The following is a 23269-nucleotide window of genomic DNA, read 5'->3' on the forward strand; positions in this document are numbered from 1 at the left end:
CTTCAGACGAAGGTCAGAAACAAATCCACATCGGACCGGTAAAAAAATTGTCGCAAAAGCCGACGCGGCGCAGGGTCACTGCGCCGCGCGCGCGCTCGGATAGAGTTCGATTTCACCGCGATTGGTATCGCGCGCCGCAACCGGCAGCATCGTCGACACCAGATCCGCAAAGGCATTGGGATCGCCGGTCTTGTAGACCCCGCTGATCCGCATCTGGCCCACCCGCGCATCCGAGATCACGATCGGCTTAAGCGAATAGCGGTTGAGCTCGGCCACCGCCTGGGAAACCGGTGCATCGTCGAACTCGACGAGCTGCTGCCGCCAGAGCAGCTGGCGATTGACGTCCACCGCATGGACCTCCGGCGCGCTGCGCATGGTGACGGTGAATTGCTGACCCGGCGTGAGATAGGTGGGCACCTGCGCCGCGGGAGCGGCCGTGCCACCGGTCGCGGCGCGCGGCGGATCGATCACCACCTTGCCGCGCATCAGCGTGACATGAAGCTGACCGCGGCCGATCTGCACCTCGAACACCGTGCCGAGCGCCGTGACAACGCGGCCACCCGCGGCGACCGAGAAAGGACGCTTCGGATTGTGCGCGACGTCGAACAAGGCCTGGCCGCGGACCAGCCGGACGATCCGCCGGTCGGGACGGAAATCGACAGTGATCTGGCTGCCCGTATTCATCGTCACGCGCGACCCGTCGGCAAGCACGAGTACGCGCTGCTCGCCGATCGCGGTGGCATAGGCCCCGCTCGCGGCAGGCGCGGCGACTTCCGGGATGCTGGGTTCGGCCTTGGCGATCTGCGGGGTCGTCGGCTGCGGAGCACCTCCGGGCTGACCGAGCAGGGTGAAGCCGAGGACTCCGGCGATGCCGGCCGCGATCGCCCCGCCCGCCGCCCAGGGCAGCCAAGGCCGGCGCGTGCGGTGAGCCTGCGCTTCCTTGCGCAGCGCCTCGAGCCCGGAAAGATCGACACCATCCAGATCGTCGAACACGTCGAGCGCGTCGCGCGCGCGCGCATAGGCATCGGCGCTGCCCGGCTCGGTGAGCCAGGCGTCGAACTCGGCCTGCTCGGCGGCATCGAGCGAGTCCGCATCGTCGCGCACCGCCCAGTGGGCCGCGCGGTCGAGCGGCGTATCTGCCCTGTCGGGGACAAGTCGCGGACCCATCACTCCTCAAGCCCCCTTGCCAGATGCGCGACCGCGCGCTCCATATGCTTCTCGACGGCGCTGACCGATATGCCGAGCTGCGCCGCTATGTCCCTGTATTTGACACCTTCCAGACGTCTAAGCACGAAAATAACCCTGGTACGCTCAGGCAGCACCTGCAGCAATTCAATCACGCGTGCGAGGCGCTCTCGCTTCATCAGGACGTGTTCGGGCGAGAAATCCACATCGCCGTGCAACGCTTCGTCGAAACTTTCGTGCGCATCGCCGTGTCGGCTGCTGCGATTGCGAAGATAATCGGCGAAAACGCTGCGCGCCGTCTGGAACACATAGCCGCCGAGATGGTCGATCGACTCGATCTCGCCGCGCCGCAGCAGGCGCTCGAACACCTGCTGAGTCAGATCCTCGGCCGCGCCGGCATCGGGAACGCGCCGGCCGAAATAACGGAGCAGGGACGCGCGATAGTTCCGGTGCAACGCATCGAACGAGACGTTGCCCGGCGGATCAGGCGACAATTCCCCGCGTGCGGCCAGCGGTGATCTCCTTGCGCAAATCTGTAACAATGAATGAACCAAATCGGAGCGACGTCAAGCCGTGCATCTCCGCAGATCCTCACGCGCGTGCGGGATGCACATAAGGTGCAAAAAAATGGGCCGATCCTGAATTTTTCGGGATCGGGATGGGGAATCCCGATCGGCGTCCGTCTTGCCTGCTGATGGAGACGGCGCGCGACAAGATGGCGCCGGCTGCCAGTCAGGGAGGGTAAGTTAATGCGGAATTCTGGTCGCGAGCGCCTGCTCATCGGCGCGTCGGTGGTGAGCCTGTTGCTGGGAACAGGGGCGTTCGGCGAAGACCGGACGGGCGCGCAGGCGCCGGCAGCCGCCGCGCCGCATGTGGTTCCCGATCGCGGCGCGCCACAGGACGCCGCCCGTGCTCAGGACGCCACTCCGCCTTCGCAGCCCTGGGCGCACGAAAAGAGCGACGTGCCGGCCGATCCTTCGATCCGCTTCGGCACCCTGCCAAATGGCGTGCGCTACGCGATCAAGCGTAACACCACGCCGCCGGGCCAGGCATCGGTCTGGCTGCGCATCGATGCCGGCTCGCTGGTGGAAAAGCCGAACCAGCGCGGCCTTGCCCATTTCATGGAGCATATGGCCTTCAACGGCACGGCGGACATTCCGAAGAACGAGCTGATCCACAAGCTCGAGCGGCTCGGCCTGCAGTTCGGCGCGGATCTCAATGCCGCTACCTCGTACGACCAAACCTTCTACCGGCTCGACATGCCGCGCGTGGACGACGAGAAGCTGAGCGCGGCGCTCCACGTCCTGCGCCAGCAGGTCTCGGCCGCGACGATGGATCCCAAGGACATCGACGACGAACGCGGCGTGATCGCGGGCGAGGAGCGGCTGCGCAATTCGCCGGCGGCAAAGGTGGGCGAGAAGCAGCTCGCGCTCCTGGGCAATGGCACGCTGCTGCCCACCCGCTCGCCGATCGGCGACATGGAGGTGATTCGTACCGCGCCGCGCGAACGCTTCGCCGACTATTACGCGACCTATTACCGGCCGTCGCGCGCAACGGTGATCGCCGTCGGCGACTTCGACGTCGATGCGATGGAGGCGAAGATCAAGCTCGCCTTTGCCGATTGGCGCCCCAAGCTGCCCGACGGCCCCGAGCCCGAACTCGGCAAGATCGTCAAGCATGCCCAGGAAACGCGGGTCTATGTCGAACCGAGCCTTAGCCCGCAGGTTTCGATCGCCTGGGTCAGCCCGCCCAAGCTGGCCGAGGACAATCTCGCCAATCGCCGCGCGGATTGGGTGCGCGAGATCGGCCTCGCGGTGCTCAGGCGCCGCTTCGGCGAGATGGGCAATGCCGACAACCCGCCCTTCAACACTGTCGAGACGATCGATTCCGATCTCTTCCGCAGCTTCCATCTGGCGACGGTCTCCGCGTCCTATTTCCCGGGCAAGTGGAAGGAAGCGCTGGCCAGCATCGAGCAGGCTGTGCGCCAGTTCGGCCAGTTCGGCGTGACCCAGGCCGAGATCACGCGTGAGCTCAACACCTTCCGCACCCGCATGGAGGGCGCGGTGAAGAACGCCGCGACCCGCAACACGGTGCAGCTGGCCGCCAGCATCGAGAACAACGTGAACGCGCGCGAAGTCACCACCACGCCGGAAACCGATCTGGAGATCTTCGAATCGGTCGCCGGCAAGGTCACCCCGGCGCAGGTCAACGAGGTCATCAAGACGATCTTCGTCGGCGAAGGGCCGATCGTGACGCTCAATTCGACCACCCCGGTCGACGGCGGAGAGGCGACACTCGCCGCCGCGTTCGACGCTTCGAAGCAGGTTGCGGTCGCGCAGCTTCAGCCGCCGGTGGCCAAGGCCTGGGCCTATACCGACTTCGGCACGCCCGGGCAGGTCGTCAGCCGCACCGGCCCGGACAAGCTCGGCGCGATGACGGCGACCTTCGCCAACGGCGTCAAGGTCACGGTCAAGACCACCGATTTCAGCAAGAATTCGATCCAGGTCGGCCTGCTGACCGGTATCGGCGAGCGCAATTTCTCGCCCGACAAGCTGGACGTGCGCGCCGCCGCGGTCGGCAACCTCGTGTCGGGCGGCCTGAACAAGATGACCTTCGACGAGGCGATTCGTTCGCTGAACGGCCATTCCGTCGGTGCGGGTCTCACCACGCTGGGGCAGCGTTTCCTCTTCTCGGGCAATACCCGCCCGGTCGATCTCAACCTGCAGCTCCAATATATGGCCGCCTTCATGACCGACGCGGCGTACCGCTCCGCGCCGTTCGCCAAGGCATTGGCGGGCGTGCCGGTGGGCTGGGCGCTGATCAACGCTTCACCGGAGGGCGTCTACGGCCTCAAGGTGGCGCCGCTGATCGCCGGCGGCGACCAGCGTCTTGCCAAGGTGCCGCCTGAAGTGGCCAGCAGCTGGACGATGGATTCGGCGCGCGATGAAGCGCGCGCGATGCTCTCCAAGGGACCGATCGAGATCGTCATGGTCGGCGAAGTGACGCTGGATCAGGCGATCAACGCCGTCGCGCCGACGTTCGGCGCGCTGCCGCCGCGGCCCGACTATAACGCCCCCGCCCCCGGCTCCGACCAGCGCCGCTTCGCCGCGCCGACTCCGACGCCGCTCACCTTCACGCATAACGGTCTGAAGGAGCAGTCGCTGGGCGTGGTGGCATTCCCGACCGTCGACGTCACCGGCAACCGCAAGCTCGCGCGGCAGATCGGCGTGCTCAAGGCGGTGGTCCAGCTGCGCGTGCTCGACGTGATCCGCGAGGAAGAGGCGCTGGCCTATTCCCCGGGCGTGAAGGACGACTACTCGCCTGACTATAAGGGTTTCGGTACGCTCGAGATTCAAGCGGCGACCGCGCCCGACAAACTGCCTGCCTTCTATGCGGCGGTGGAGCGGATCGTGCTTGGGCTTCAGACCAAGCCGGTCACCGCGGACGAGCTTCAGCGCGCCCGCCAGCCGATGATCGAGCATGCCCGGCAGAGCATGAACACCAACGGCTTCTGGTTCAGCGCGCTGCTCGGCCAGGACTATCGCCCTTCGAGTGCCGATGACGCGCTCACGGTCGAAGCCGATCTGAACAGTGTCACCCCGGCGATGATCCAGGCGCTTGCCCGCCAGTATCTGCGCATGGACAAGGCGTTCAAGGCCTCGGTACTGCCGGGCGCCCAGGCCGAAGGAAACTAAGTGACGAAGCCGGCGGTATCCGGTTCGGATATCGCCGGCTTCTCGCTGCCATCTCCAAGCCGGGCCTATGCCCCTATGTGCCCGGCCATTCGTCGAGAACGCCGTCATGCGCGCGCTCGAGCCCGGCATATGCATCGTCCGGGCGTGGCTCCACCCGACCCTGGAAGCAGGCGACCTCCTGATGCGTGGTGCCGAACACGTCCTGATAGTCGGCCACGATCCTGACCGTCACGGCGATGAAGGCTGACTGACGGATCGAGGCAATGACTTCGGGGTCGTTCCGTTGCCGCAAGGCCAGGGGAGGCGATGTCCAGGAGTCCGCGGACGGGAGATCCTGGCGCCAATGCGACCTTTCCAGATCCGGCTCGCCGCCCAGGGTCAGGCTGCGCTGCTCGTCCTCGCCATGGATCACGACGAGATGTGCGTTGTAGAGCCAGCGCAACCGGGTGAAAGCCCGGAGTTCTGGAACTTCACTCTGGCCGTCAGATCGCCATGCTCGCTTAGCCGGCACTCCACGGACTGGACCACGACATAGGCCGCTGCCCTTGCATGAAGGCGATGATCAAGCCGATCAGGGCGGCGCCACTCGCCGCCAGCGAGCCGAAGGATAGCCAGAGCGCCCATCGGGCGACAGTGGTTGCGCCTTCCGTCGCGATGGCCGATCGCAGCGCTGTGCAGTCCGCCCACCGGTCTTTCCCGGGCAGATGCCCGCATATCGCCGACATGTCGTCCGGCGCGGGCGGCGTCTGCTGCCCCATCAGGAAGCCGATCCCGATGGCGATCGTCAGCGCCAGGGAGATGCCCAGGATAGGCATGACCCAATCCTGTTGATCTGGCCCGTTCGGTTTCGTCATGCCGAAGGAGCGCGGAACGCTTCTGGGCGGGAAACCCGAATGCGGGTACGGCTATTGGAAAATGGTGCCCGGGGACGGAGTCGAACCGCCGACACTGCGATTTTCAGTCGCATGCTCTACCAACTGAGCTACCCGGGCACGCCCGGCGAGTGCCGGGGAGCGGGCCTCTTAGTATCGCGAATCGGGGCTGTCCACCCCTGAATCTGCATTGGGATCAACTGCCTCGCCGGGGATGCGATAGCCCTCTCCCAGCCACTGCAGCAGGTCGCGGTCCTTGCAGCCGCGGCTGCAGAAGGGCTTGTGCGCCGGATCGATCGCCTGCCCGCATACGGGGCAGCTCTGGTTCTTCGTCATTTTCAGTCCTTAGCAAACGTGAATTCGGTCACGCCGCCGATTCGCCGCGCCAGCTCCGCGGTCCAGCCCGGTCGCTGGGCGAGGCGGCGCGCGATGTTCCTGGTCACCATATGGGTAGCCGGTGGCGGCGGGGGAAGCCGCTCGATCCGACGCAGCTCCGCGCGCGTCCCGGCGCCGGCCAGGTCGGCGCGCAGCAATTCGGGCAGCGAGGGGCGCAGGCGACGGCGCACGATCTGGAGGAAGCCGAAGCCGTTCACCGCGGTCCGCTCGAAGGGCTGGGGCAAAGCGGCGTCGATCGCCTCGGCCACGGCATTGCGGGCGCCCTTGCCGCTGAGGGTGGGGAAGTCGATGCCGATCGAGCCGGCGATGCCGTGGCGCTCAATCGCCCGCGCCACCGCATGGGCTGCTGCGACCGCCAGCGTGTCGAGCGGCCCGTTGCCGTCGACATCGAACAGCGCCATCGCCGGGGTGGGCGAGAGCCGCAGTGCGCCGCCGGCAAAGGCAATCTCGCCGGTGATCGCCTCGTCGAGCACTTCCGACCAGCCGGCTTCCTCCAGCGCGTCCGGCTCGTGCGCGCGCAGCGTGCGGACGGGCAGGCCGGTGGCGGTGATCCGCTCGAGCAGGGTCGGGCCGTCGGACAGCAGCTCGTCGCTCGGCACGGCCTTGGGCAGCTTGGCGCGGCCGGGCTCGGGGATCGCCTCGCGGGTGATCTTTACGCGCAGCTTCGCGCCTTGCGTGACTGCCTTAGGGATATGGTTGCACAGCGCCTCGCCGCCGCCGTCGAGGGCGACCAGCTTGGCGGCCTTGTCGACGAGCCGGGCCTCGAGCACCGCATCGACGCGCGGGCTCGTGCCTTCAAGCTCGATCCGGGCCTTCCAGATGCTGCCGCGCGAGACGAGCGCGGCGCGGTTCTCGCCGATCCCGGCTTCGTAGAGCCACTCAGCCAAGGGAAAGGCCGGCGCTTTCCAGCAGCGCGCGCGTCTCGAACACGGGCAGACCGACCACGCCCGAATGGCTGCCGGCGAGATAGCGGACGAATGCCTCGGCCTTGCCCTGGATGGCATAGCCGCCCGCCTTGCCCATGCCTTCTCCGGAAGACACGTACCAGTCGATCTCGGCATCGGTCAGCCGCTTGAAGGCGACGATGGTGTCGGAGATGCGGGTACGCGCCTTGCCGTCCGCACCGATCAGGCAGATCGCGGACAGGCAATGATGGCGCCGGCCGGAGAGCAGGCCGAGCATGCGGCGCAGGTCCGCCTCATCCTCTGGCTTGCCCAGGATGCGCTTGCCGACTGCGATGGTGGTGTCGCCGGCGAGGATCAGCTCATCCGCGGCGCGCTCGACGGCATGCGCCTTGGCGATCGCGACGCGCAGCACATAGGCGCGCGGGCTCTCGCCCGGGCGGACATCCTCGTCCACGTCCGGAGCGGCGATGCGCGCGGGCTCGGCCCCGATCCGCCGAAGCAGATCGAGCCGTCGCGGGGACGTGGATGCCAAAACGAGCCGCACGGGCGGACCGCTTATTTGAAGCGGTAGGTGATACGGCCCTTGGTCAGGTCGTAGGGCGTGAGCTCGACGAGCACTTCGTCGCCGACCAGCACGCGGATGCGGTTCTTGCGCATCTTGCCGGCAGTGTGGCCGAGGATCTCGTGATCATTCTCGAGCCGGACACGGAACATGGCGTTGGGCAGAAGCTCAACGACCTGGCCCCGCATTTCAAGCAGTTCTTCTTTGGCCAAAAATTACCTCATGGGATAAGCGCGCGCTGAAAGTGGCGGTGCCTTTACTCCGGTGCGCAGCAAAAGGGAAGGAGGCGCGGCGCGCGCAGTCGCACGCCGCTATCGCCCCAATATGGGCGCAACTGCCTGGTTTTGCCAGCGCAGCGCTGCGAGATACTTCTTCCAATCGGCTGATTTCTACGGCATGATACATAGTTACATAATCCGGAGGAGGGACGGATGATCGTGCGCTGGGCTTTGGGCTTGTTGTGTCTTCTGGCGCCGGTCGCCCTGTCGGCGCAGACCGCGCCGTCCAAGGGCAGTCCGAGCCTCACGGCGCTCGCCAACGGCATCCGGGACGAAGCGCATGCCCGCGACATCGCGCTGAGCCGGCTCGACATCGCCGTCACGCTGCGCGGCGGCATCGCCGAGACGGTGGTGACCGCGAAGTTTGCCAATGGCGGCAAGGAGCCGCTCGAAGGCGATTTCCGCCTCGCGCTGCCCGCCGACGCCGTGGTCACCGGCTATGCACTCGACATCAAGGGCAGGCTGCTCGACGGCGTGCTGGTCGATCGCGGCCGGGCCAAGGCGGTGTACGAGACCGCGGTACGCGGCCGGATCGACCCGGGCCTGGCCGAGGTCGAGCCTGAGGGCGTGTTCCACACTCGCGTCTTCCCGATCCCCGCCAAGGGCAGCCGCACGATCCGGCTGCGCTATGTCGCGCCGGTGTTCAACGCGCATCGCGGCGAGGACGTCTATGTCCTGCCGCTCGACCTGCCGGCCCCGGGCGAGGGCTGGTCGATCAGCGTGCGGGCCGAGGGTGTGGGCGCCGCGCCCAGCCTGACCTGGCCGGGCCGCGAGCCGATCGCGATGGCCCGCGAGGGCACGGCGTTCGTCGCACGCGAGGAAGACAAGCGCGCACTGAACGGGCCGCTGATCCTCGGCCGCCCGGCGCTGCCTGAGGCGCTGGCCAGCCGCAACGCGCTGGGCGAGCGCTTCGTCCAGCTTTCGGGCACGGTCCCGGCGGGCGCGGCGGACACTGCCGAGCGCGTGCGCATCTATTGGGACCGCTCGCGCTCGCGGCTCGGCGACCACAAGGACGAGCTGATGTTGCTGCGCCGCGTGCTCGCGGGGCTCAAGCCGCGCGAGATCGAGGTCGTCACCTTCAATTCTAGCGGGGCCGAGCGGCGCAAGGTCGCCAGCGCCGATGCCGCGATCGCGCTGCTGGAGGGCGTGCGCTATCGCGGCGCGACCAATTTTGCGCCACTAGCGGGCGACCTGGTCCGCGCCGATCGCTGCCTGCTCCTCACCAACGGCAAGTCGGCGGTCGACCGCGACGCCAAGGCAGACCTGCCTTGCCGGGTCGATGCGATCACCACCTCGAAGAGCGCTGACATGGCCTGGTTGCGCCATTTCGCGACGCTGCATGGCGGGCGTGCCTGGCGGCTCGGCGACGATATCGGCGAGCTGGAGAAGGCGCTGGTGCGCACCGTGCCGACGGTCACCGCGGTCCTCGACGATCAGGGCCGGCGCCTGTCCTTCGTGCCGATCGAGAGCAGCAACGGCCAATGGCTGGTCGCCGCGCGCGCGCCCGACCGGGGCGGCGTCCGCGTGCTGATCGGCGGCACCGAGCAGCGCCGCTCCGTGCCCGAGGCGGCTGACTTCGCTGGCGAGAGCGCGCTGATCGCAGTCGATACACTGGCGACCTTGGGTGCCACCGAGCGCCGCGCCGACTATGTCGCGCTCAGCCGCCGCTACGGCGTGGCGAGCCCGAGCCTGTCCTTCCTCGTCCTCGAAACCCCGCAGGACTATGTCAACGCGGATGTCGCGCCCCCGGCCAGCTATGACGGCGAGGATCTGGCCAGCTATCGCGCGGCGCGGGAAAGCGCCGACAAGGAAGCGGCGGAAGCGAAGCAGGGACGGCTCGAACAGGTCGTCGGCCTGTGGAACGAGCAGGTCAGCTGGTGGCAGCGCAAGTTCGATCCCATGGCCCGGCCCAAGCGGGAGCGGGACGAGCGCCAGATAATCCCATCCCCCGCTATGTCCGCGCCGGCCCCCGAGCCCACGCCGACTCCCGAGCCGATGCCGGCGGACGATAGCGACGCGATCGTGGTGACCAGCCAGCGCGCTCCGGCGAGCGAGGCGGCGGCGAGCCCGGTCACCGCGGTCACTGCGGAAGACATCGGCAGATTCCCTGACACGGCATCCTCGGGCCCGCGCATCGAGATCGACGCCTGGCAGCCCGAGCGGCCCTATCTCAAGGCGTTCGATGCCGCGCCCGCCCGCTTCGACGCGCTGTTCCTCGAGCAGGAGAAGCTCCACGGCACGCTGCCGGCCTTCTATCTCGACACCGCCGAATGGCTGCGCCGCCATGGCCGCGCGGGCGAGGCGCGCGAGATGGTGCTGGCCGCGCTCGACCTGCCGGTCGCCAACGAAGTGACGCTCGGCCTCGTCGCCGCACGGCTCGAGCGCTACGGCGCGTGGGACCGGGCGATCGAGCTGCGCGAACGGGAAGCGGCGCTCGATCCCACCCGCCCGCAGCCCAAGCGACTACTTGCATTGGCGCTCGCCCGCCGCGCCGAGGCGGTGCCGGCGCATGCTCGCGCCGATCTCGAGCGGGCGATCGCGCTGCTCTCCGAAGTGGCGCTCACGCCCTGGTCGGACGCCTGGGCCGGCATCGAGACGATTGCGCTGATGGAAGCCAATGCGCTGATCCCCAAGCTGCGTGCGTTGGGCGGCGACACCGATCTCGACCGGCGGCTGATCGCGCTGCTCGACGCCGATATCCGGGTGATCGCCGAGTGGAACACCGACGCGACCGACCTCGACCTGTGGGTCGACGAGGCCAATGGCGAGCGGGCGATCTACAGCCATCCGCGCACCGCGATCGGGGGGCACCTCTCCAACGACATGACCAGTGGCTATGGCCCGGAGGAATATTTCATCCGCCGGGCGCCGCGGGGCACCTACACGATCCGCGCCAATGTCTTCGCCGGCGACCGGATCGATCCGAACGGTCCGTCGGTGGTCACCGCGCACATCATCCGCAATTTCGGCCGGCCCAACCAGAGCGACGAATCGGTCGATATCGAAGTGCTGGGCGACGACAAGGAAGGGCGGCTGATCGGCCGCGTCGTGGTCGGCGCGAAGCCGAAATGAGCGGGGGCGTGGCGGTCCGCTCGGGCGGGCGCGCCGATCTCGGCGGCATCACGCTCGTGGTGCGCTTCGGTTAGGCCGAGGCGCTGGTCAACGCGGGGCCGCAGGTGGAGCTGTAATCGGAGGCAAATACGCTTCGCTCGAAACAGGCTCCCCCTTCGTCATCCCCGCGCAGGCGGGGATCCAGAGCCAGGAAGGACATCGCTTTGCCACCCTGGATCCCCGCCTGCGCGGGGATGACGACGTATCTCAATGGTGGGCCCGGAATGAGCGCCAAAGAAAAGCCCCGCCCGGAGAGGTTCCGGGCGGGGCCAGTATCGGGTCCTGCCGAAAGGATCAGCCGGCGGCGTGGCCCGCGAGTGCCGCGAGCAGCAGCAGCGCCACGATGTTGGTGATCTTGATCATCGGGTTCACCGCCGGACCGGCAGTGTCCTTGTACGGATCGCCCACGGTGTCGCCGGTCACAGCCGCCTTGTGCGCGTCCGATCCCTTGCCGCCGTAATTGCCGTCCTCGATATACTTCTTGGCATTGTCCCAGGCGCCGCCGCCCGAGGTCATCGAGATGGCGACGAACAGGCCGGAGACGATCACGCCGAGCAGCATCGCGCCGACTGCCGCGAAGCCCTGCGACTGACCGGCGACCGCGGTGATGATGAAGTAGATCGCGATCGGGCTGAGCACCGGCAGCAGCGACGGGACGATCATCTCCTTGATCGCCGCCTTGGTGACGATGTCCACCGTGCGGGCATAATTGGGGCGGCTGGTGCCGGCCATGATGCCCGGATCGTCGCGGAACTGGTTGCGGACGTCCTCGACCACCGAACCCGCCGCGCGGCCGACGGCGGTCATGCCGAAGGCGCCGAACAGATAGGGCAGCAGCGCGCCGAGCAGCAGCCCGACGATGACGTACGGATTGTTCAGGCTAAAATCGACCGGGACGTCAGGGAAGAACTCCTTGAGGTCGGTCGTATAGGCACCGAACAGCACCAAAGCGGCGAGCGCGGCGGAGCCGATCGCATAGCCCTTGGTCACCGCCTTGGTGGTGTTGCCCACCGCGTCGAGCGCGTCGGTCTTGTGGCGGACCTCGTCCTCCAGCCCGGCCATCTCGGCGATGCCGCCGGCATTGTCGGTCACCGGGCCATAGGCGTCGAGCGCGACGACCATGCCGGCCAGCGCCAGCAGCGAGGTCGCGGCGAAGGCCACGCCGATGATCCCGGCGATCTGATAGGCCGCGATCACCGCGACGACGATGACGAGCGTCGGCAGCGCGGTCGACTCAAGGCTGATTGCCAGGCCCTGGATGACGTTGGTGCCGTGGCCGGTCACCGAAGCCTTGGCGATCGACTTGACCGGGCGATAGTTGGTGCCGGTGTAATATTCGGTGATCCACACCAGCAGGCCGGTCACCGCCAGGCCGATCATCATGCAGATGAACAGGCTCATGCCGGTGAACTGCGCGCCCGAGGCGAGGCCGAGCGCCGCCTCGGCGGTGACATGGTCGTTCGCCTCGAGGAAGGCGGTCGGATCGACCGGCAGCGCGCCGATCGTCGCGTTCATGTCGCCCAGCGTGTACTGGGTGACCAGGTAGATTGCCGGCACCGAGAGGATCGCGGTGGTCCAGAAGCCCTTGTAGAGCGCGCCCATGATCGACTGGCTCTTGCCGAGCCGGACCATATAGGTGCCGATGATCGAGGTGATGATGCACACGCCGCCGACGATCAGCGGCAGCGCCATCAGCTTGAGCAGCTGCTCGGACGCGAGGTTCTTCACCAGCAGCGCGATCGAGACCATGGTGAGGCCGAGCGTCACGACATAGGTCTCGAACAGGTCGGCGGCCATGCCGGCGCAGTCGCCGACATTGTCGCCGACATTGTCGGCGATCACCGCCGGGTTGCGGGGGTCGTCCTCGGGAATGCCCGCCTCGACCTTGCCGACCAGATCGGCGCCGACATCGGCGGCCTTGGTGAAGATGCCGCCGCCGAGGCGCGCGAAGATCGAGATCAGCGAGGCGCCGAGCGCCAGCGCGGTCAGCGCGAGCGTCACCGCGCGCGAATTGGGCGCGAGGCCGGCCGGGCCGGTCAGGTACCAGAACAGTACGGCGATCGCGAGCAGGCCGAGGCCCGCCACGAACATGCCGGTGATCGCGCCCGAGCGGAAGGCGAGGGTGAGTCCGCCCTGCAGCGAGCCGCGCGCGGCCTCTGCGGTGCGCACATTGGCGCGGACCGAGATGTTCATGCCGATATAGCCGGCGACGCCCGAAAGCACCGCACCGGCCAGGAACCCGATCGTCGGCAGCGTGCCGAGCGTGAAGAACACGACCACGGCGACGATCACGCCGACGATGCCGATCGTGGTATATTGCCGGCCGAGATAGGCCTTGGCGCCTTCCTGGATGGCAGCGGCGATGCTCTGCATCTTCTCGTTGCCCGCCGGCGCTTTCAGCACCTGCTGGCTGGTCAACAAGCCATAAAGCACTGCGAGCACGCCGCAGGCTATGGCGATGTACACAATCGTCATGCGTTCAAGCCCTTCCCCTATTGGATATCGAGCCGCGCCGGTCTGTGTCGCCGGATTTAAAAGGCCCGGTATGGGGAGGCTATAGAGGGTATAGCCTGAGCGCAAGCCGCTCAGCGATGCTGGTATCCCAGTGCGATTTCCGGGACTTGGCCGTCGAGTATCAGGGGTGCCTTGCCCGCCGCCGCCATCGCGCCGATCCGCGCGGCTGGCACCGGCGGGACGAAATCGGCGGGCGCGGCGAACAGCAGCTCGTAATCGTCGCCCCAGGTCACCGCGCGCAGCGGATCGGCACCGGGGGCGAGCGGGACTTTGCTCAGCACGATGTCGGCGGTGCAGCCGCTCGCCTCGGCCATGCGGCTGGCGTCGAGCAATAGCCCGTCGGACACGTCCATCATCGCGGTCACATGCCCCGCCAGCGCGCGGCCATCGGCCAGCCGGGGGCGGGGGCGCAGATAGGCGGTGCCCTTGCCGCTCTCGAACCCGAGCATCGCCGCGCCGACGGGCCCGGTGATCCACAGCCCGTCGCCCGCCCGCGCGCCGTCGCGCCGGGGCACGGGCGTCACGGTCGCCCGGCCGATCGCGGTGCAGCCGAAGGTGGCCGGCGATACCGAGATGGTGTCCCCGCCGAGCAGCGGCACGTCATATTCGGTGAGGATCGCGCGCAGCCCCTCGACGAAGCGCTCGGCGCCTTCGATCAGCACCGCGCCGATAAGCACGCCCATTGGCTCGGCGCCCTTGGCGGCGAGGTCGGACAGGTTGGTCGCGACCAGCTTCCAGGCGATGTCGAACGGATCGGTGCCGGGGCGGTAGTGGACGCCCTCGGCGATCGCGTCATGGGTGAGGATGAGCGTCTCGCCGCCGATGGCGAGCGTCGCCACATCGTCGCGCAGCCCCTCCGACCCGGGGTGGAGCGGCAGGGTGCGCAAGGCGGCGATGAACTGGGCCTCGTTCATGCGCTTTCCTCCCTCGGAGCGGAGCTCCGGGGGAGGGGGACCGCCGCCGAAGGCGGTGGTGGAGGGGGTAAAGCCCCATGCACCGTCGCCCGTGGAGAAGCCCCCTCCACCATTCGCTGCGCGAATGGTCCCCCTCCCCCGCTTCGCGAGGGAGGAGAAAAGGTGTTCAACCCCGCACTTCCTTGGCGACGGCGTCGAGGATGCCGTTGACGAAGCCCTTCTCGCGGCGGTCGTAGAAGGCGTCGGTGACGTCGAGATACTCGCTGATCGCGGCGCCGACCGGCACATCCTTGCGCCCCATCAGCTCATAGGTGCCGGCGCGCAGGATCTGGCGCATCGGCTTGTCGAGCCGGTCGAGCGTCCAGTCGGCGGTCAGCTTGCCGGCGATGATCCGGTCGATCTCGTCGCGGCGCTCGCTCACCCCGGTGACGATGTCGTCGAAGAACGCGATGTCCGCCTCGGCATATTCGACGTCCTCGATCGTCGCCCCCAGGCGATGATTGTGGAACTCGTGGAGCAGCGCGGGAATCGAGACCGCTTCCATTTCGTGCTGGTACAGCGCCTGCACGGCGGCGAGGCGCGCCGCGGCGCGCGCCTTGGAACGGGACTTTGCTTGATGGCTTGGCATGGTCCGCCCCATAGGTCGCTTCGGGCGAGTTGGCAAAGGTGCGTTGCATGGCGGTGGTTCCGCGCCTGTACGCTGAACTGTCACCCCGGCCTCGTGCCGGGGTCCACCGGGAGGCGAGTCATGGGCATGAGGCTCTACGGCAGCGCGCGAGGCACAATGGACCCCGGCACAAGGCCGGGGTGACGGATTGAATTAACCCCGCGGCCACGCCTTCAGCGGCTCGCGCCCGGCATAGGCGACGCTCTCGTCATTCCCCGCCTGCACCTCGATCACATGCTCCGGCCCGAACGGCACCTCGGTGCCCAGCCAGAACTCGTCATTCTCGTCGATCTCGGGCTCGTTATCGAGCAGCCCGAAATAGCCGCCATCTGCGGCTTCGCGCACCACCACCCACATCCGCTCGACGATCGGCTCGTCATCCTCCTCAACTGCGATGACGAAGATCAACTTGGCGAAGTCACCCGGCCGCAGACCGGTACGGGTCGCTTCGTCGGGGATCTCGAAGCTCTCGGGGTGGAGCAGATGGCGCTCAAGGCCGCTTTCGAGGCACCAGCCATCCTCATCCAGATCGGGTGTGCGCATCACTTGCTCCTCAGACGGATGGCGACCGACTCGGCATGCGCCGGCAGCCCCTCGGCATGGGCGAGCGCCACCGCGGCCGGGCCGATCGCCGCCAGTCCGGCCTGATCGAGCGACAGGAAACTGGTGCGCTTCATGAAGTCGAGCACCGAAAGACCCGAGGCGAAGCGCGCCCGGCGGCCGGTCGGCAGCACATGGTTCGGCCCCGCGACATAATCGCCCACCGCCTCCGGCGTGTAGCGGCCGATGAAGACGGAGCCGGCATGGCGCACCATGTCGAACAGCCCCTCGGCCTGGTCGCAGGCCAGCTCGAGATGCTCGGGCGCCAGCCGGTCGACCAGCGGCATCGCGCTGACCAGGTCGGGCACGACGATGATCGCGCCATTCGCGTCCCAGCTCGCCCGCGCGGTCTGCTCGGTCGCCAGCTTGGCGAGCGCGCGCTCGACCGCTTCGGCGACCTTGTCGGCGAAGGCCGCATCGTCGGTGAACAGGATCGACTGGCTGGTCGGGTCATGCTCGGCCTGGCTGAGCAGGTCGGCGGCGATCCAGTCGGCGTCGTTCTTGCCGTCCGCGACCACCACGATCTCGCTGGGGCCGGCGACCATGTCGATGCCGACCACGCCGTAGAGCTGGCGCTTGGCCTCGGCCACCCAGGCATTGCCCGGGCCGGTGATCACGTCGACCGGCGCGATCTTCTCGGTGCCATAGGCGAGCGCGGCGATCGCCTGCGCCCCGCCGACGCGCCAGATCTCGTCCACCCCGGCGAGATGCGCGGCGGCCAGCACCAGCGGGTTGACCTCGCCGTTCGGGGTCGGCGTGACCATCACCAGCCGGCCGACCCCCGCCGCGCGCGCCGGCAGCGCGTTCATCAGCACCGAGCTGGGATAGGCCGCGCGTCCGCCGGGAACATAGACGCCGGCGGCATCCACCGCCCGCCAGCGCGCGCCCAGCCGGATGCCGGCGGAATCGATCTCGTCGCGATCCTCGGGCTTCTGCTTGGAATGGTAGATGGCGATCCGCTCGGCGGCGAGCTCGAGCGCGTCGCGCAGTTCGGGGGTGAGCCCTTCCCAGGCGGCCAGGCAATCGGCGCGGTCGAGCTTCCAGCCCTGGGCATCGAGGTCGAACTTGTCGAAGCGCTGGGTGAGGTCCCTGAGCGCCGCATCGCCCTCGGTCCTGACCTTCGCGACGATCGTCGCAACGTCGCGCGCGACATCCTCGTCGGCCTCGCGCCGGGCGTTGACCAGATCGGTGAAGGCGGCGGCGAAGCCGGGGTCGGAGGCGTTCAGGCGGATCAAATTCCCCTCCCGCTTGCGGGAGGGGTCAGGGGAGAGGCTATCCCAACCTCGCCCAGATCAGGCCCTCCCCCGACCCCTCCCGCAAGCGGGAGGGGAGAGACAGCCTTCCTGAACTTGTCGACCAGCGGCACGACATCCGTCGCCCGCGTCTTGAACGCGGCGCGGTTGACCACCAGCCGGCTGCTCACCTCGGCGATCACCTCGACCTCGACCAGCCCATTCTCCTTGAGCGTCCGCCCCGAGGAGACCAGGTCGACGATGCGCGGCGCCAGCCCCAGCACCGGGGCCAGCTCCATCGCGCCGTTGAGCTTGATGCACTCGGCCTGCACCCCGCGCGCCTCGAAATGGGCGCGGGTGATGTGCGGATACTTCGTCGCGACGCGGACATGGCTCCAGCCGCGCGGATCGTCCTTCTCCGCCAGGTCCGCCGGCTCGGCGACCGAGATGCGGCAATGGCCGATACCGAGGTCCACCGGCGCGTAGAGCTCCGAATAGTCGAACTCGGCAAGCACGTCCGACCCGACGATGCCCAGCTGCGCGGCGCCATGCGCGACGAAGGTCGCCACGTCGAACGCGCGCACGCGGATCAGGTCGATCGCCGGCGTGTTGGTCTTGAAGCGCAGCGCCCGCGAGCGCTCGTCCGAAAAGTCGGGCTCGGGGATGATGCCGACGCGGGCGAGCAGCGGCAGCGCCTCGTCGAGGATGCGCCCCTTGGGGACGGCAAGGATCAGCGGTTCGGTCATCGAAGCCGGGGCTTTACTCGGGGCACCCCCAAGGCGCAACAGAGCGGCCGCGGAGGGTTTCTAATGGCCAGTGAAGAGAATAACCGCAGCGCGTTTCGCATCCAGGAATTCTATTGCCGCAAGATGGATGCGCCGATCTACGCGGCCATCTGCGCCGCGATCGCCGACGGGCTCGACCGCGGCAGCGAGACCGGGCGCAAGGTGCTCGACTGGCCGGGCGAGCCGACTCGCGATGCCCTCCCGCTGCGATTGATCGGCGGGCTCCACGCGCTGGTGCTGGCCGGCAAGGACGCGGAACTGGCCGAGGTCTTCGCCGGCCGGCTGGAGGGCACGGCGCTGCAGGCGGCGCTCAACCGCGTGCTCGCCCGCAACGATGCCGCCTTGCTCCCCTGGCTCGACGGCCCGCCCCAGACCAACGAGCCCGGCCGTTCGGGCGCGCTGATCGTCGGGCTGCTCGAAGTCGCGCGGCGGCTGGGGCCGAAGCTGGAGATCGTCGAGATCGGCTCGAGCGGCGGGCTCAACCTGCTGATCGACCGCTATCGCTTCGACCTGGGCGGTGCGCTGCTCGGCCCGGCCGACTCGCCGGTGATCATCGCCCCCGCCTGGCTCGGCGACCCGCCCGCACTGCCCGAACTGGAGATCGTCTCCACCCGCGGCTGCGACATCCAGCCGCTCGACGTCACCGACCCTGCGGTCGAGGCGCGGCTGTCGGCCTATGTCTGGGCGGAGACGCCGATGCGACTGGAGCGGCTGCAAAAGGCGATCGGCATGATCCGCAAGCAGGGCGTCCGTCTCGACCGCGCAGATGCCGCTGACTGGGTCGAGGCGCGGCTGGCCGAGCCGCAGGAGTCGGGCGTCACCCGCGTGCTGATGCATTCGGTCGTCTGGCAATATGTCCCCGATGCCAGCACCGCGCGCATCCGCGCGGCAATGGAAGCGGCCGGTGCGGCGGCTACGTCCGAACGCCCGCTCGCCTGGGTCGCGATGGAGCCCGATCGTGCGCTTGGCGAGCAGGTGGTGAGCGTGCGGACCTGGCCCGATGGCGGCTCGCGCATCACGGTCGCCACCGCGCACGCCCATGCCGCCTGGGTCCGTCCGGGCGCGGAGCGCAGTTCCGAACAGGGCATTCTCCTCGATGCGGCGGCGGAGGTGCGGATCTGATGAAGTCGACCAATTATCGCGACACGCTGATCACCGCTTCGCCGGACAGCCCGGTGTCGGCGGGGACAATCCCCGAGAAGCCCGGCACGGTGGCCGCGGTCCAGCATGCTCTGCTGGCCGAGCCCTATTCGATGACCAGCGACGACCTGCTCTTCGCCGCCTATCGTGAGCGCGGCGGCGACAAGGATCGCGACGAATTCTTCGCCAAACCCCAGGCCTGCCTGCGCGCCTCGCCGCTGGTGAAGCAGTTCGGCTGGGGCGTGCATCATGACGGCGAGGGGCGGATCGCGCTGCTCGGCATGGAGAGCGCCGACTATCGCCGGCTGTTGGAGGATCCCGCCGTTGCCAAAGCGCCGGGGATGCGGCGGAGTCGATCCTGATCCGCCATCCCGGCCGCCCCAATCGTCATCCCGGCGAAAGCCGGGATCTCAGGCGAAGGCGCGGACGGCAGGACAAGAGCCGCAGGAGATCCCGGCTTTCGCCGGGATGACGGGTGTAGTTGCAAGGTAGGATTTCGCCTGCTCTGGTCGCTGGATGGCGTGGCACGCACTTCGATTTCGGGGTGATTCGGATCGATGCGCAGGGCGCCCGGGCAAAGTGAAACGACTTGCCGCGACTCCCTTCACTTTGCGGTCAGGCGAGCCACTCCAATATCGCCTCGGTCACCAACTCGGGCTTCTCCCAGGGCACGAAATGCCCGGCATTCGCGATCTTCACCACGGTGAGGTCCGGCACATAGCGATCCAGCCCGTCGAGCTGCACGGGCAGCAGCGCGGTGTCCTTCATCGCCCAGATCACCAAGGTCGGCTGGGTCACCGGCGGGAAGGGCGCGTCGAGCCATATCGGGCGTTCGGGCGTCTCGCCGGGCGCGGGCACCAGCACCGCGCTGCCGCGGTACCAGTTGAGCATCGCAGTCAACGCGCCCGGCGGGCTCCATTCGGCCAGATAGGCGGGCTTTTCCGGCTCGAGCAGCGCAGCATCGGTGTATTTGGCGAAGCTCTGGTCGAAGAAGGTCTCCAGCCCGATCCGCTCGACGAACTGTTCGAAGTCGGGGTTGCGGAAGGCGGTCATGTACTGGCTCGCCGCGCGCTGGTCGGGGTCGTCGAACAGGCTGCGCTGGAAGACCAGGGGGTGCGGCGCGTTGACGATGATCAGCCGGGCGATGCGCTGCGGGTTCTGCAGCGCCGCCATCCAGGCGATCGCGCCGCCCCAGTCATGCCCGATCAAGGTGAACGGCCCGATGCCGAGATGGTCGGCCAGCGCGAGCAGGTCGCCCACCGGCTTGTCCGGCGTGTAATTCTCCACCCCTTCCGGCTTGGAACTGTGGCCGAAGCCGCGCTGGTCGGGCGCGATGACATAATGGTCGCGGGCCAGCGCCGGGATCTGGTTGCGCCAGGTGCGGTGCGATTCGGGGAAGCCGTGGAGCAGCACCACCGGCGGGTTGGCGGGATCGCCCGCGATCGCCACGTTCAGCTCGACGCCGGTGGGCAGCGTGATGCGCTGGAGTTCGAACTCGGCCATGTCGCCTCTCCCTTTTCGGCCGAGCCTAGCGAACATGCGACGACCTGCAAGGACCCGATGGTCGCCGCGGACGTTGAGCCGCGGGACGAGAGGAGAGGGACATGCTCGCATTGCTGCCGTTGATGCTGGGGCTCGCCCTGCCGGACGGGTTCGTGACCAAGAACATCAACAGCCTGGACGGCGAAGTGCTGGCGCTGCTCGGCCCGGGCTTCGTCAGCGCGCCGCGGCCGGGCAAGCTGGCCTATAGCTGCCCCGATTGCGCCGGCCAGCCGATTCTCGGCATCGAGTTCGGCCGCCAGGTCGACGGTACCGAGGGGCGGGTCCGCTCGGGCGAGACGAAGATCGAGGACCTGCAGGCGCAATGCCAGGCGCGCAGCCCGGAGTGCAGGATCGAGGCGCTCGATGCCGGCCCGGCTGTCGGCTGGGTGAGCAGCTATGCGATCGGCAGCGACCAGGGCGCCACCGCGATACTGATCCGCGACGGCGACCTGCTGACGATCCGCTCGGTCGCCAACGACGCAGGCATGGCCCGCGCCAATCTCGACAAGCTGCTGCCGCTGGTGCGGGAGAAGATTGTCGGCCCATAGGCGTCGCCGCGCCCCACAACCGTCATCCCAACCAGTCCGTCATCCCGACGAAAGTCGGGATCTCAGGCGAAGGCGCGGGAAGGAGCCGCACGAGATCCCGGCTTTCGCCGGGATGACGACCTTGAGGCAGCCGGGATGACAGATTCGCCGGGGGCGACGGGCTGGCCGGGGTTATGGTTACGCGGAAGACCGAGCCGCCCCCTTCCCCTTGGTCCGGCTGGTCAGATGGAACTGCCAGCACCGGTCGCAGCGATAGGGCCGAAGCTCCCAGCCGCTCTTCGCGATCGCCGCCAGCGCTTCCTCCCGCGTGGGAAAGCGCGCCTTGCGCCGACAGACGCTCAGGCGGGTGCTAGGGATAGCTCACCGTCTTGGGCACTTCGGGGATCGGGATGAATTCCTTGTCGTCGCCCGGCACCTTGGGGAAGTTGCCGGCCTTCCAGTCTTCCTTGGCCTGGTTGATCCGGTCGCGGCTCGACGAGACGAAGTTCCACCAGACATGGCGCGGCGTGGCGAAGTCCTCGCCGCCGCAGAGCGCTACCCGGCCGCCGCCGGCAGAGCGCAGGATCGCAGTGATGCCCGGGCGCAGGATGTAGAGGGTCGCTATTTCCATCTCGATCCCGTCGATGCTGGCATCTCCATAGGCGAGATAGACGGCACGCTCGGTCGCCGACGGATCGATCGGCACCGCGCCGCCTTCGGCCAGCTCGATATCGGCATAGATGGTCTGGGCATAGGTGGTGGTCGGCGCCTTGGCGCCCCACAGCTCGCCCATGATCACCCGGCAGCGCGCGCCCGGTTCCTCGACGATCGGCAGGTCGGCGGCGCTGACGTGCTCGAAAGCGGGGTTCATCTCTTCCCGGTCCTCGGGCAGCGCGAGCCAGGTCTGGATGCCGGAGAGCTCGGGACCCTTCTCCCGTTCGGCGCTCGGCGAGCGCTCGGAATGGACGATGCCGTGGCCGGCGGTCATCAGGTTCACCGCGCCCGGCTCGATCGTCGCGAAGGTGCCGAGCGAGTCGCGATGGTCGATCGCGCCGGCATAGAGATAGGTCACCGTCGCCAGGTTGATGTGCGGATGTGGGCGCACATCGATGCCGGTGCCGACGGTGAGGCGCGCCGGGCCCATCTGGTCGAAGAAGATGAAGGGTCCGACCATCGTCCGCGGCTTCGACGGCAGCGTGCGGTGGACCTTGAAGCCGCCCAGGTCATGGGTGGTCGGCGTGATGATCTGGGTGAAAAGCTCGTCGGTCATGAATGGCCCTCTCGTCCCTGAACATCTAGTCTGCACCCTGTGCGGCGGACAGCCATAGTTTGGAAACCCACCCTTTCGGGTCAGGCCGCATCCAGCTCGGGATAGTGGCGGAAGATGCCCTGGGTGTTGAACGGGATGCGCCGCGCGCTGCTCAGATAGGCAGCGATTCCCGGCAGGTCCGCCACGCGGTCGCGGATCGCAATCAGCCTGGGATAATCGCCCTCGATCGCAGCCATCCGCCGGGGGAACATGTAGCGCAGCCCCTCGACCAGCTGGAAGATCGAGGTGTCGCCGTACGACCAGCGCGTGCCGGCCAGCCACTCGCCCTCGACCGAACGCTCGAACCAGTCGAGGAACTTGGGCATGCGCTCCTCGCGGAATTCCTCGGCGAAGCGCGCGGCCTCGGGCCTCTGGTCCTCGTAATAAAGGCCGGTGCCGACCGGGTGATGGACCTGGTGCACCTCGGCGACGAAATCGGTGACGGTGAGCTGGACCTCGTGGATCCAGATGCGGGTGGCGGCATCCTCGGGCGCCAGGCCGTGGCGGTCGCCCAGCCAGAGCAGGATGTTGGCGACCTGCGCGATCACCTGGCTGCCGGTGTCGAGATAGGGCGGGGCGAAGGGCGGGCGCCGGTCGCGCGCCTGCATGTCCGCGACCAGCGCGTCGCTGCCCTGCTCGCGGGCGACATCGACATAGGCAATCCCGGCCGCCTCCATCGGCAGCCGGACGAACTCGCCCCGGCCCTGGATTTCCGCCCAGTACCAGAGCTTGTACTTCATGCTTATTCTCCCGGCGCCCGCGCCTTGATCGCCAGCGCGTGGATGCGGCCGGTGAGCAGGTCGGCGAGCAGCTTGTTGACCATGCGCTGCCGTCCAACGCGCGAGAGGCCGGCAAAGGCTCCGCTCTCGACCACCACGGTCCAATGCGATTCGCCGGTTCCGTCATCGCCGAGATGCCCCGAATGATGATGGCTGTCGTTGATCACCTCGAGATGCGTCGGGGAGAGGCCGGCGGTGAGACGGGCAGCGATGATGTCGGCGAGTCCGCCGCTGGAAGGGTTCGTCATCGCGCCTA

The 23269-nt window shown here is 68.0% G+C and carries 23 protein-coding genes and 1 tRNA gene; 5 read left to right on the forward strand and 19 right to left on the reverse strand.

The annotated features are described in order from the left end of the window. Positions 1-75 precede the first annotated feature (75 nt). Together J2W22_RS07340 and J2W22_RS07345 are read right to left on the reverse strand one after the other, a co-directional pair. Positions 76-1167, reverse strand: a complete 1092-nt coding sequence (locus J2W22_RS07340; protein WP_307117597.1) for a FecR family protein — start codon at positions 1165-1167, stop codon at positions 76-78. After that, the gene (locus J2W22_RS07345) at positions 1167-1679 is read right to left on the reverse strand and encodes an RNA polymerase sigma factor (RefSeq protein ID WP_307117598.1); all 513 of its coding nucleotides are present in this window, start codon (positions 1677-1679) and stop codon (positions 1167-1169) included. The genes J2W22_RS07340 and J2W22_RS07345 overlap by 1 nt, the downstream gene beginning before the upstream one ends. A gap of 255 nt (positions 1680-1934) precedes the next feature. On the opposite strand from J2W22_RS07345, the gene J2W22_RS07350 reads away from it, so the two are divergent. After that, positions 1935-4880, forward strand: a complete 2946-nt coding sequence (locus J2W22_RS07350) for a M16 family metallopeptidase (protein WP_307117599.1) — start codon at positions 1935-1937, stop codon at positions 4878-4880. Between the two features lie 73 nt (positions 4881-4953). Here the strand turns inward: J2W22_RS07350 and J2W22_RS07355 are convergent, their stop codons facing one another. The 7 genes from J2W22_RS07355 to infA all read right to left on the reverse strand — a co-directional run bounded on the left by J2W22_RS07355 (position 4954) and on the right by infA (position 7827). Next, entirely contained in the window at positions 4954-5322 is a 369-nt protein-coding gene (locus tag J2W22_RS07355) for a hypothetical protein (RefSeq protein WP_307117600.1), read from the reverse strand. Positions 5323-5380: 58 nt separating this feature from the next. Next, entirely contained in the window at positions 5381-5695 is a 315-nt protein-coding gene (locus J2W22_RS07360) for a hypothetical protein (protein ID WP_307117601.1), read from the reverse strand. Positions 5696-5796: 101 nt separating this feature from the next. Next, a tRNA-Phe gene (locus tag J2W22_RS07365) sits at positions 5797-5872 on the reverse strand. 30 nt (positions 5873-5902) lie between these two features. Continuing rightward, positions 5903-6088 carry a DNA gyrase inhibitor YacG gene (locus J2W22_RS07370; RefSeq protein ID WP_307117602.1) on the reverse strand — a complete coding sequence of 62 codons (186 nt, stop codon included), beginning with the start codon at positions 6086-6088 and terminating at the stop codon, positions 5903-5905. A 2-nt stretch (positions 6089-6090) separates the two neighbouring features. Then, positions 6091-7035: a ribonuclease gene (locus tag J2W22_RS07375; protein WP_307117603.1), complete on the reverse strand. Its 945-nt coding sequence runs from the start codon at positions 7033-7035 to the stop codon at positions 6091-6093. Beyond that, entirely contained in the window at positions 7028-7597 is a 570-nt protein-coding gene (locus J2W22_RS07380; RefSeq protein ID WP_307117604.1) for a Maf family protein, read from the reverse strand. The genes J2W22_RS07375 and J2W22_RS07380 overlap by 8 nt, the downstream gene beginning before the upstream one ends. An 11-nt stretch (positions 7598-7608) precedes the next feature. Further along, positions 7609-7827: a translation initiation factor IF-1 gene (gene infA / locus J2W22_RS07385; RefSeq protein ID WP_003049127.1), complete on the reverse strand. Its 219-nt coding sequence runs from the start codon at positions 7825-7827 to the stop codon at positions 7609-7611. Between the two features lie 219 nt (positions 7828-8046). Here infA and J2W22_RS07390 point away from each other — a divergent pair, with 219 nt between their 5' ends. Further along, positions 8047-10965 (forward strand): VIT domain-containing protein, encoded by a 2919-nt coding sequence (locus J2W22_RS07390; protein ID WP_307117605.1) that lies wholly within the window; start codon positions 8047-8049, stop codon positions 10963-10965. Between the two features lie 333 nt (positions 10966-11298). Here the strand turns inward: J2W22_RS07390 and J2W22_RS07395 are convergent, their stop codons facing one another. The 6 genes from J2W22_RS07395 to hisG form a co-directional block, all read right to left on the reverse strand. Continuing rightward, the gene (locus J2W22_RS07395) at positions 11299-13479 is read right to left on the reverse strand and encodes a sodium-translocating pyrophosphatase (RefSeq protein ID WP_307117606.1); all 2181 of its coding nucleotides are present in this window, start codon (positions 13477-13479) and stop codon (positions 11299-11301) included. Positions 13480-13589: 110 nt separating this feature from the next. Next, complete coding sequence (gene thiL, locus J2W22_RS07400; protein ID WP_307117607.1) at positions 13590-14432, reverse strand: thiamine-phosphate kinase; 843 nt, start codon at positions 14430-14432, stop codon at positions 13590-13592. 166 nt (positions 14433-14598) lie between these two features. Continuing rightward, positions 14599-15060 carry a transcription antitermination factor NusB gene (nusB, locus tag J2W22_RS07405; RefSeq protein ID WP_307117608.1) on the reverse strand — a complete coding sequence of 154 codons (462 nt, stop codon included), beginning with the start codon at positions 15058-15060 and terminating at the stop codon, positions 14599-14601. A 192-nt stretch (positions 15061-15252) separates the two neighbouring features. Further along, the gene (locus J2W22_RS07410; protein ID WP_307117609.1) at positions 15253-15642 is read right to left on the reverse strand and encodes a hypothetical protein; all 390 of its coding nucleotides are present in this window, start codon (positions 15640-15642) and stop codon (positions 15253-15255) included. Next, positions 15642-16934: a histidinol dehydrogenase gene (gene hisD / locus J2W22_RS07415; protein ID WP_307117610.1), complete on the reverse strand. Its 1293-nt coding sequence runs from the start codon at positions 16932-16934 to the stop codon at positions 15642-15644. Before hisD ends, J2W22_RS07410 begins: the two co-directional genes overlap by 1 nt. Continuing rightward, positions 16931-17677: an ATP phosphoribosyltransferase gene (hisG, locus tag J2W22_RS07420; RefSeq protein WP_307117611.1), complete on the reverse strand. Its 747-nt coding sequence runs from the start codon at positions 17675-17677 to the stop codon at positions 16931-16933. The genes hisD and hisG overlap by 4 nt, the downstream gene beginning before the upstream one ends. Positions 17678-17740: 63 nt before the next feature. Here hisG and J2W22_RS07425 point away from each other — a divergent pair, with 63 nt between their 5' ends. Both J2W22_RS07425 and J2W22_RS07430 read left to right on the forward strand, forming a co-directional pair. Next, positions 17741-18838, forward strand: coding sequence for a DUF2332 domain-containing protein (locus J2W22_RS07425; RefSeq protein WP_307117612.1), 1098 nt, complete (start codon positions 17741-17743; stop codon positions 18836-18838). Then, on the forward strand, positions 18838-19218 hold the full coding sequence (locus J2W22_RS07430; RefSeq protein WP_307117613.1) for a DUF6157 family protein: 381 nt from the start codon (positions 18838-18840) through the stop codon (positions 19216-19218). The genes J2W22_RS07425 and J2W22_RS07430 overlap by 1 nt, the downstream gene beginning before the upstream one ends. Positions 19219-19471: 253 nt before the next feature. On the opposite strand, the gene J2W22_RS07435 is transcribed toward J2W22_RS07430, so the two are convergent. Beyond that, positions 19472-20359 (reverse strand): alpha/beta fold hydrolase, encoded by an 888-nt coding sequence (locus J2W22_RS07435; RefSeq protein WP_307117614.1) that lies wholly within the window; start codon positions 20357-20359, stop codon positions 19472-19474. Between the two features lie 101 nt (positions 20360-20460). On the opposite strand from J2W22_RS07435, the gene J2W22_RS07440 reads away from it, so the two are divergent. After that, on the forward strand, positions 20461-20946 hold the full coding sequence (locus J2W22_RS07440; RefSeq protein WP_307117615.1) for a hypothetical protein: 486 nt from the start codon (positions 20461-20463) through the stop codon (positions 20944-20946). Between the two features lie 349 nt (positions 20947-21295). Here the strand turns inward: J2W22_RS07440 and J2W22_RS07445 are convergent, their stop codons facing one another. From J2W22_RS07445 to J2W22_RS07455, 3 genes are all read right to left on the reverse strand, one after another. Then, positions 21296-22195 (reverse strand): pirin family protein, encoded by a 900-nt coding sequence (locus J2W22_RS07445; RefSeq protein WP_307117616.1) that lies wholly within the window; start codon positions 22193-22195, stop codon positions 21296-21298. Between the two features lie 80 nt (positions 22196-22275). Next, positions 22276-22974, reverse strand: a complete 699-nt coding sequence (locus J2W22_RS07450; protein ID WP_307117617.1) for a glutathione S-transferase — start codon at positions 22972-22974, stop codon at positions 22276-22278. A 2-nt stretch (positions 22975-22976) separates the two neighbouring features. After that, positions 22977-23261 (reverse strand): BolA family protein, encoded by a 285-nt coding sequence (locus J2W22_RS07455; RefSeq protein WP_307117618.1) that lies wholly within the window; start codon positions 23259-23261, stop codon positions 22977-22979. Positions 23262-23269: the final 8 nt, after the last annotated feature.

Source organism: Sphingomonas kyeonggiensis (assembly GCF_030812785.1).
GTDB classification, from domain to species: Bacteria; Pseudomonadota; Alphaproteobacteria; order Sphingomonadales; family Sphingomonadaceae; genus Sphingomonas; species Sphingomonas kyeonggiensis_B.

Bases quoted from the DNA above. Each gene is read 5' to 3' on its own strand.
- J2W22_RS07340 (WP_307117597.1), bottom strand. From the start codon at position 1,167: ATGGGTCCGCGACTTGTCCCCGACAGGGCAGATACGCCGCTCGACCGC.
- J2W22_RS07350 (WP_307117599.1), top strand. From the start codon at position 1,935: ATGCGGAATTCTGGTCGCGAGCGCCTGCTCATCGGCGCGTCGGTGGTG.
- J2W22_RS07360 (WP_307117601.1), bottom strand. From the start codon at position 5,695: ATGCCTATCCTGGGCATCTCCCTGGCGCTGACGATCGCCATCGGGATC.
- J2W22_RS07370 (WP_307117602.1), bottom strand. From the start codon at position 6,088: ATGACGAAGAACCAGAGCTGCCCCGTATGCGGGCAGGCGATCGATCCG.
- J2W22_RS07390 (WP_307117605.1), top strand. From the start codon at position 8,047: ATGATCGTGCGCTGGGCTTTGGGCTTGTTGTGTCTTCTGGCGCCGGTC.
- J2W22_RS07395 (WP_307117606.1), bottom strand. From the start codon at position 13,479: ATGACGATTGTGTACATCGCCATAGCCTGCGGCGTGCTCGCAGTGCTT.
- thiL (WP_307117607.1), bottom strand. From the start codon at position 14,432: ATGAACGAGGCCCAGTTCATCGCCGCCTTGCGCACCCTGCCGCTCCAC.
- nusB (WP_307117608.1), bottom strand. From the start codon at position 15,060: ATGCCAAGCCATCAAGCAAAGTCCCGTTCCAAGGCGCGCGCCGCGGCG.
- J2W22_RS07410 (WP_307117609.1), bottom strand. From the start codon at position 15,642: ATGCGCACACCCGATCTGGATGAGGATGGCTGGTGCCTCGAAAGCGGC.
- hisG (WP_307117611.1), bottom strand. From the start codon at position 17,677: ATGACCGAACCGCTGATCCTTGCCGTCCCCAAGGGGCGCATCCTCGAC.
- J2W22_RS07425 (WP_307117612.1), top strand. From the start codon at position 17,741: ATGGCCAGTGAAGAGAATAACCGCAGCGCGTTTCGCATCCAGGAATTC.
- J2W22_RS07430 (WP_307117613.1), top strand. From the start codon at position 18,838: ATGAAGTCGACCAATTATCGCGACACGCTGATCACCGCTTCGCCGGAC.
- J2W22_RS07435 (WP_307117614.1), bottom strand. From the start codon at position 20,359: ATGGCCGAGTTCGAACTCCAGCGCATCACGCTGCCCACCGGCGTCGAG.
- J2W22_RS07440 (WP_307117615.1), top strand. From the start codon at position 20,461: ATGCTCGCATTGCTGCCGTTGATGCTGGGGCTCGCCCTGCCGGACGGG.
- J2W22_RS07445 (WP_307117616.1), bottom strand. From the start codon at position 22,195: ATGACCGACGAGCTTTTCACCCAGATCATCACGCCGACCACCCATGAC.
- J2W22_RS07450 (WP_307117617.1), bottom strand. From the start codon at position 22,974: ATGAAGTACAAGCTCTGGTACTGGGCGGAAATCCAGGGCCGGGGCGAG.
- J2W22_RS07455 (WP_307117618.1), bottom strand. From the start codon at position 23,261: ATGACGAACCCTTCCAGCGGCGGACTCGCCGACATCATCGCTGCCCGT.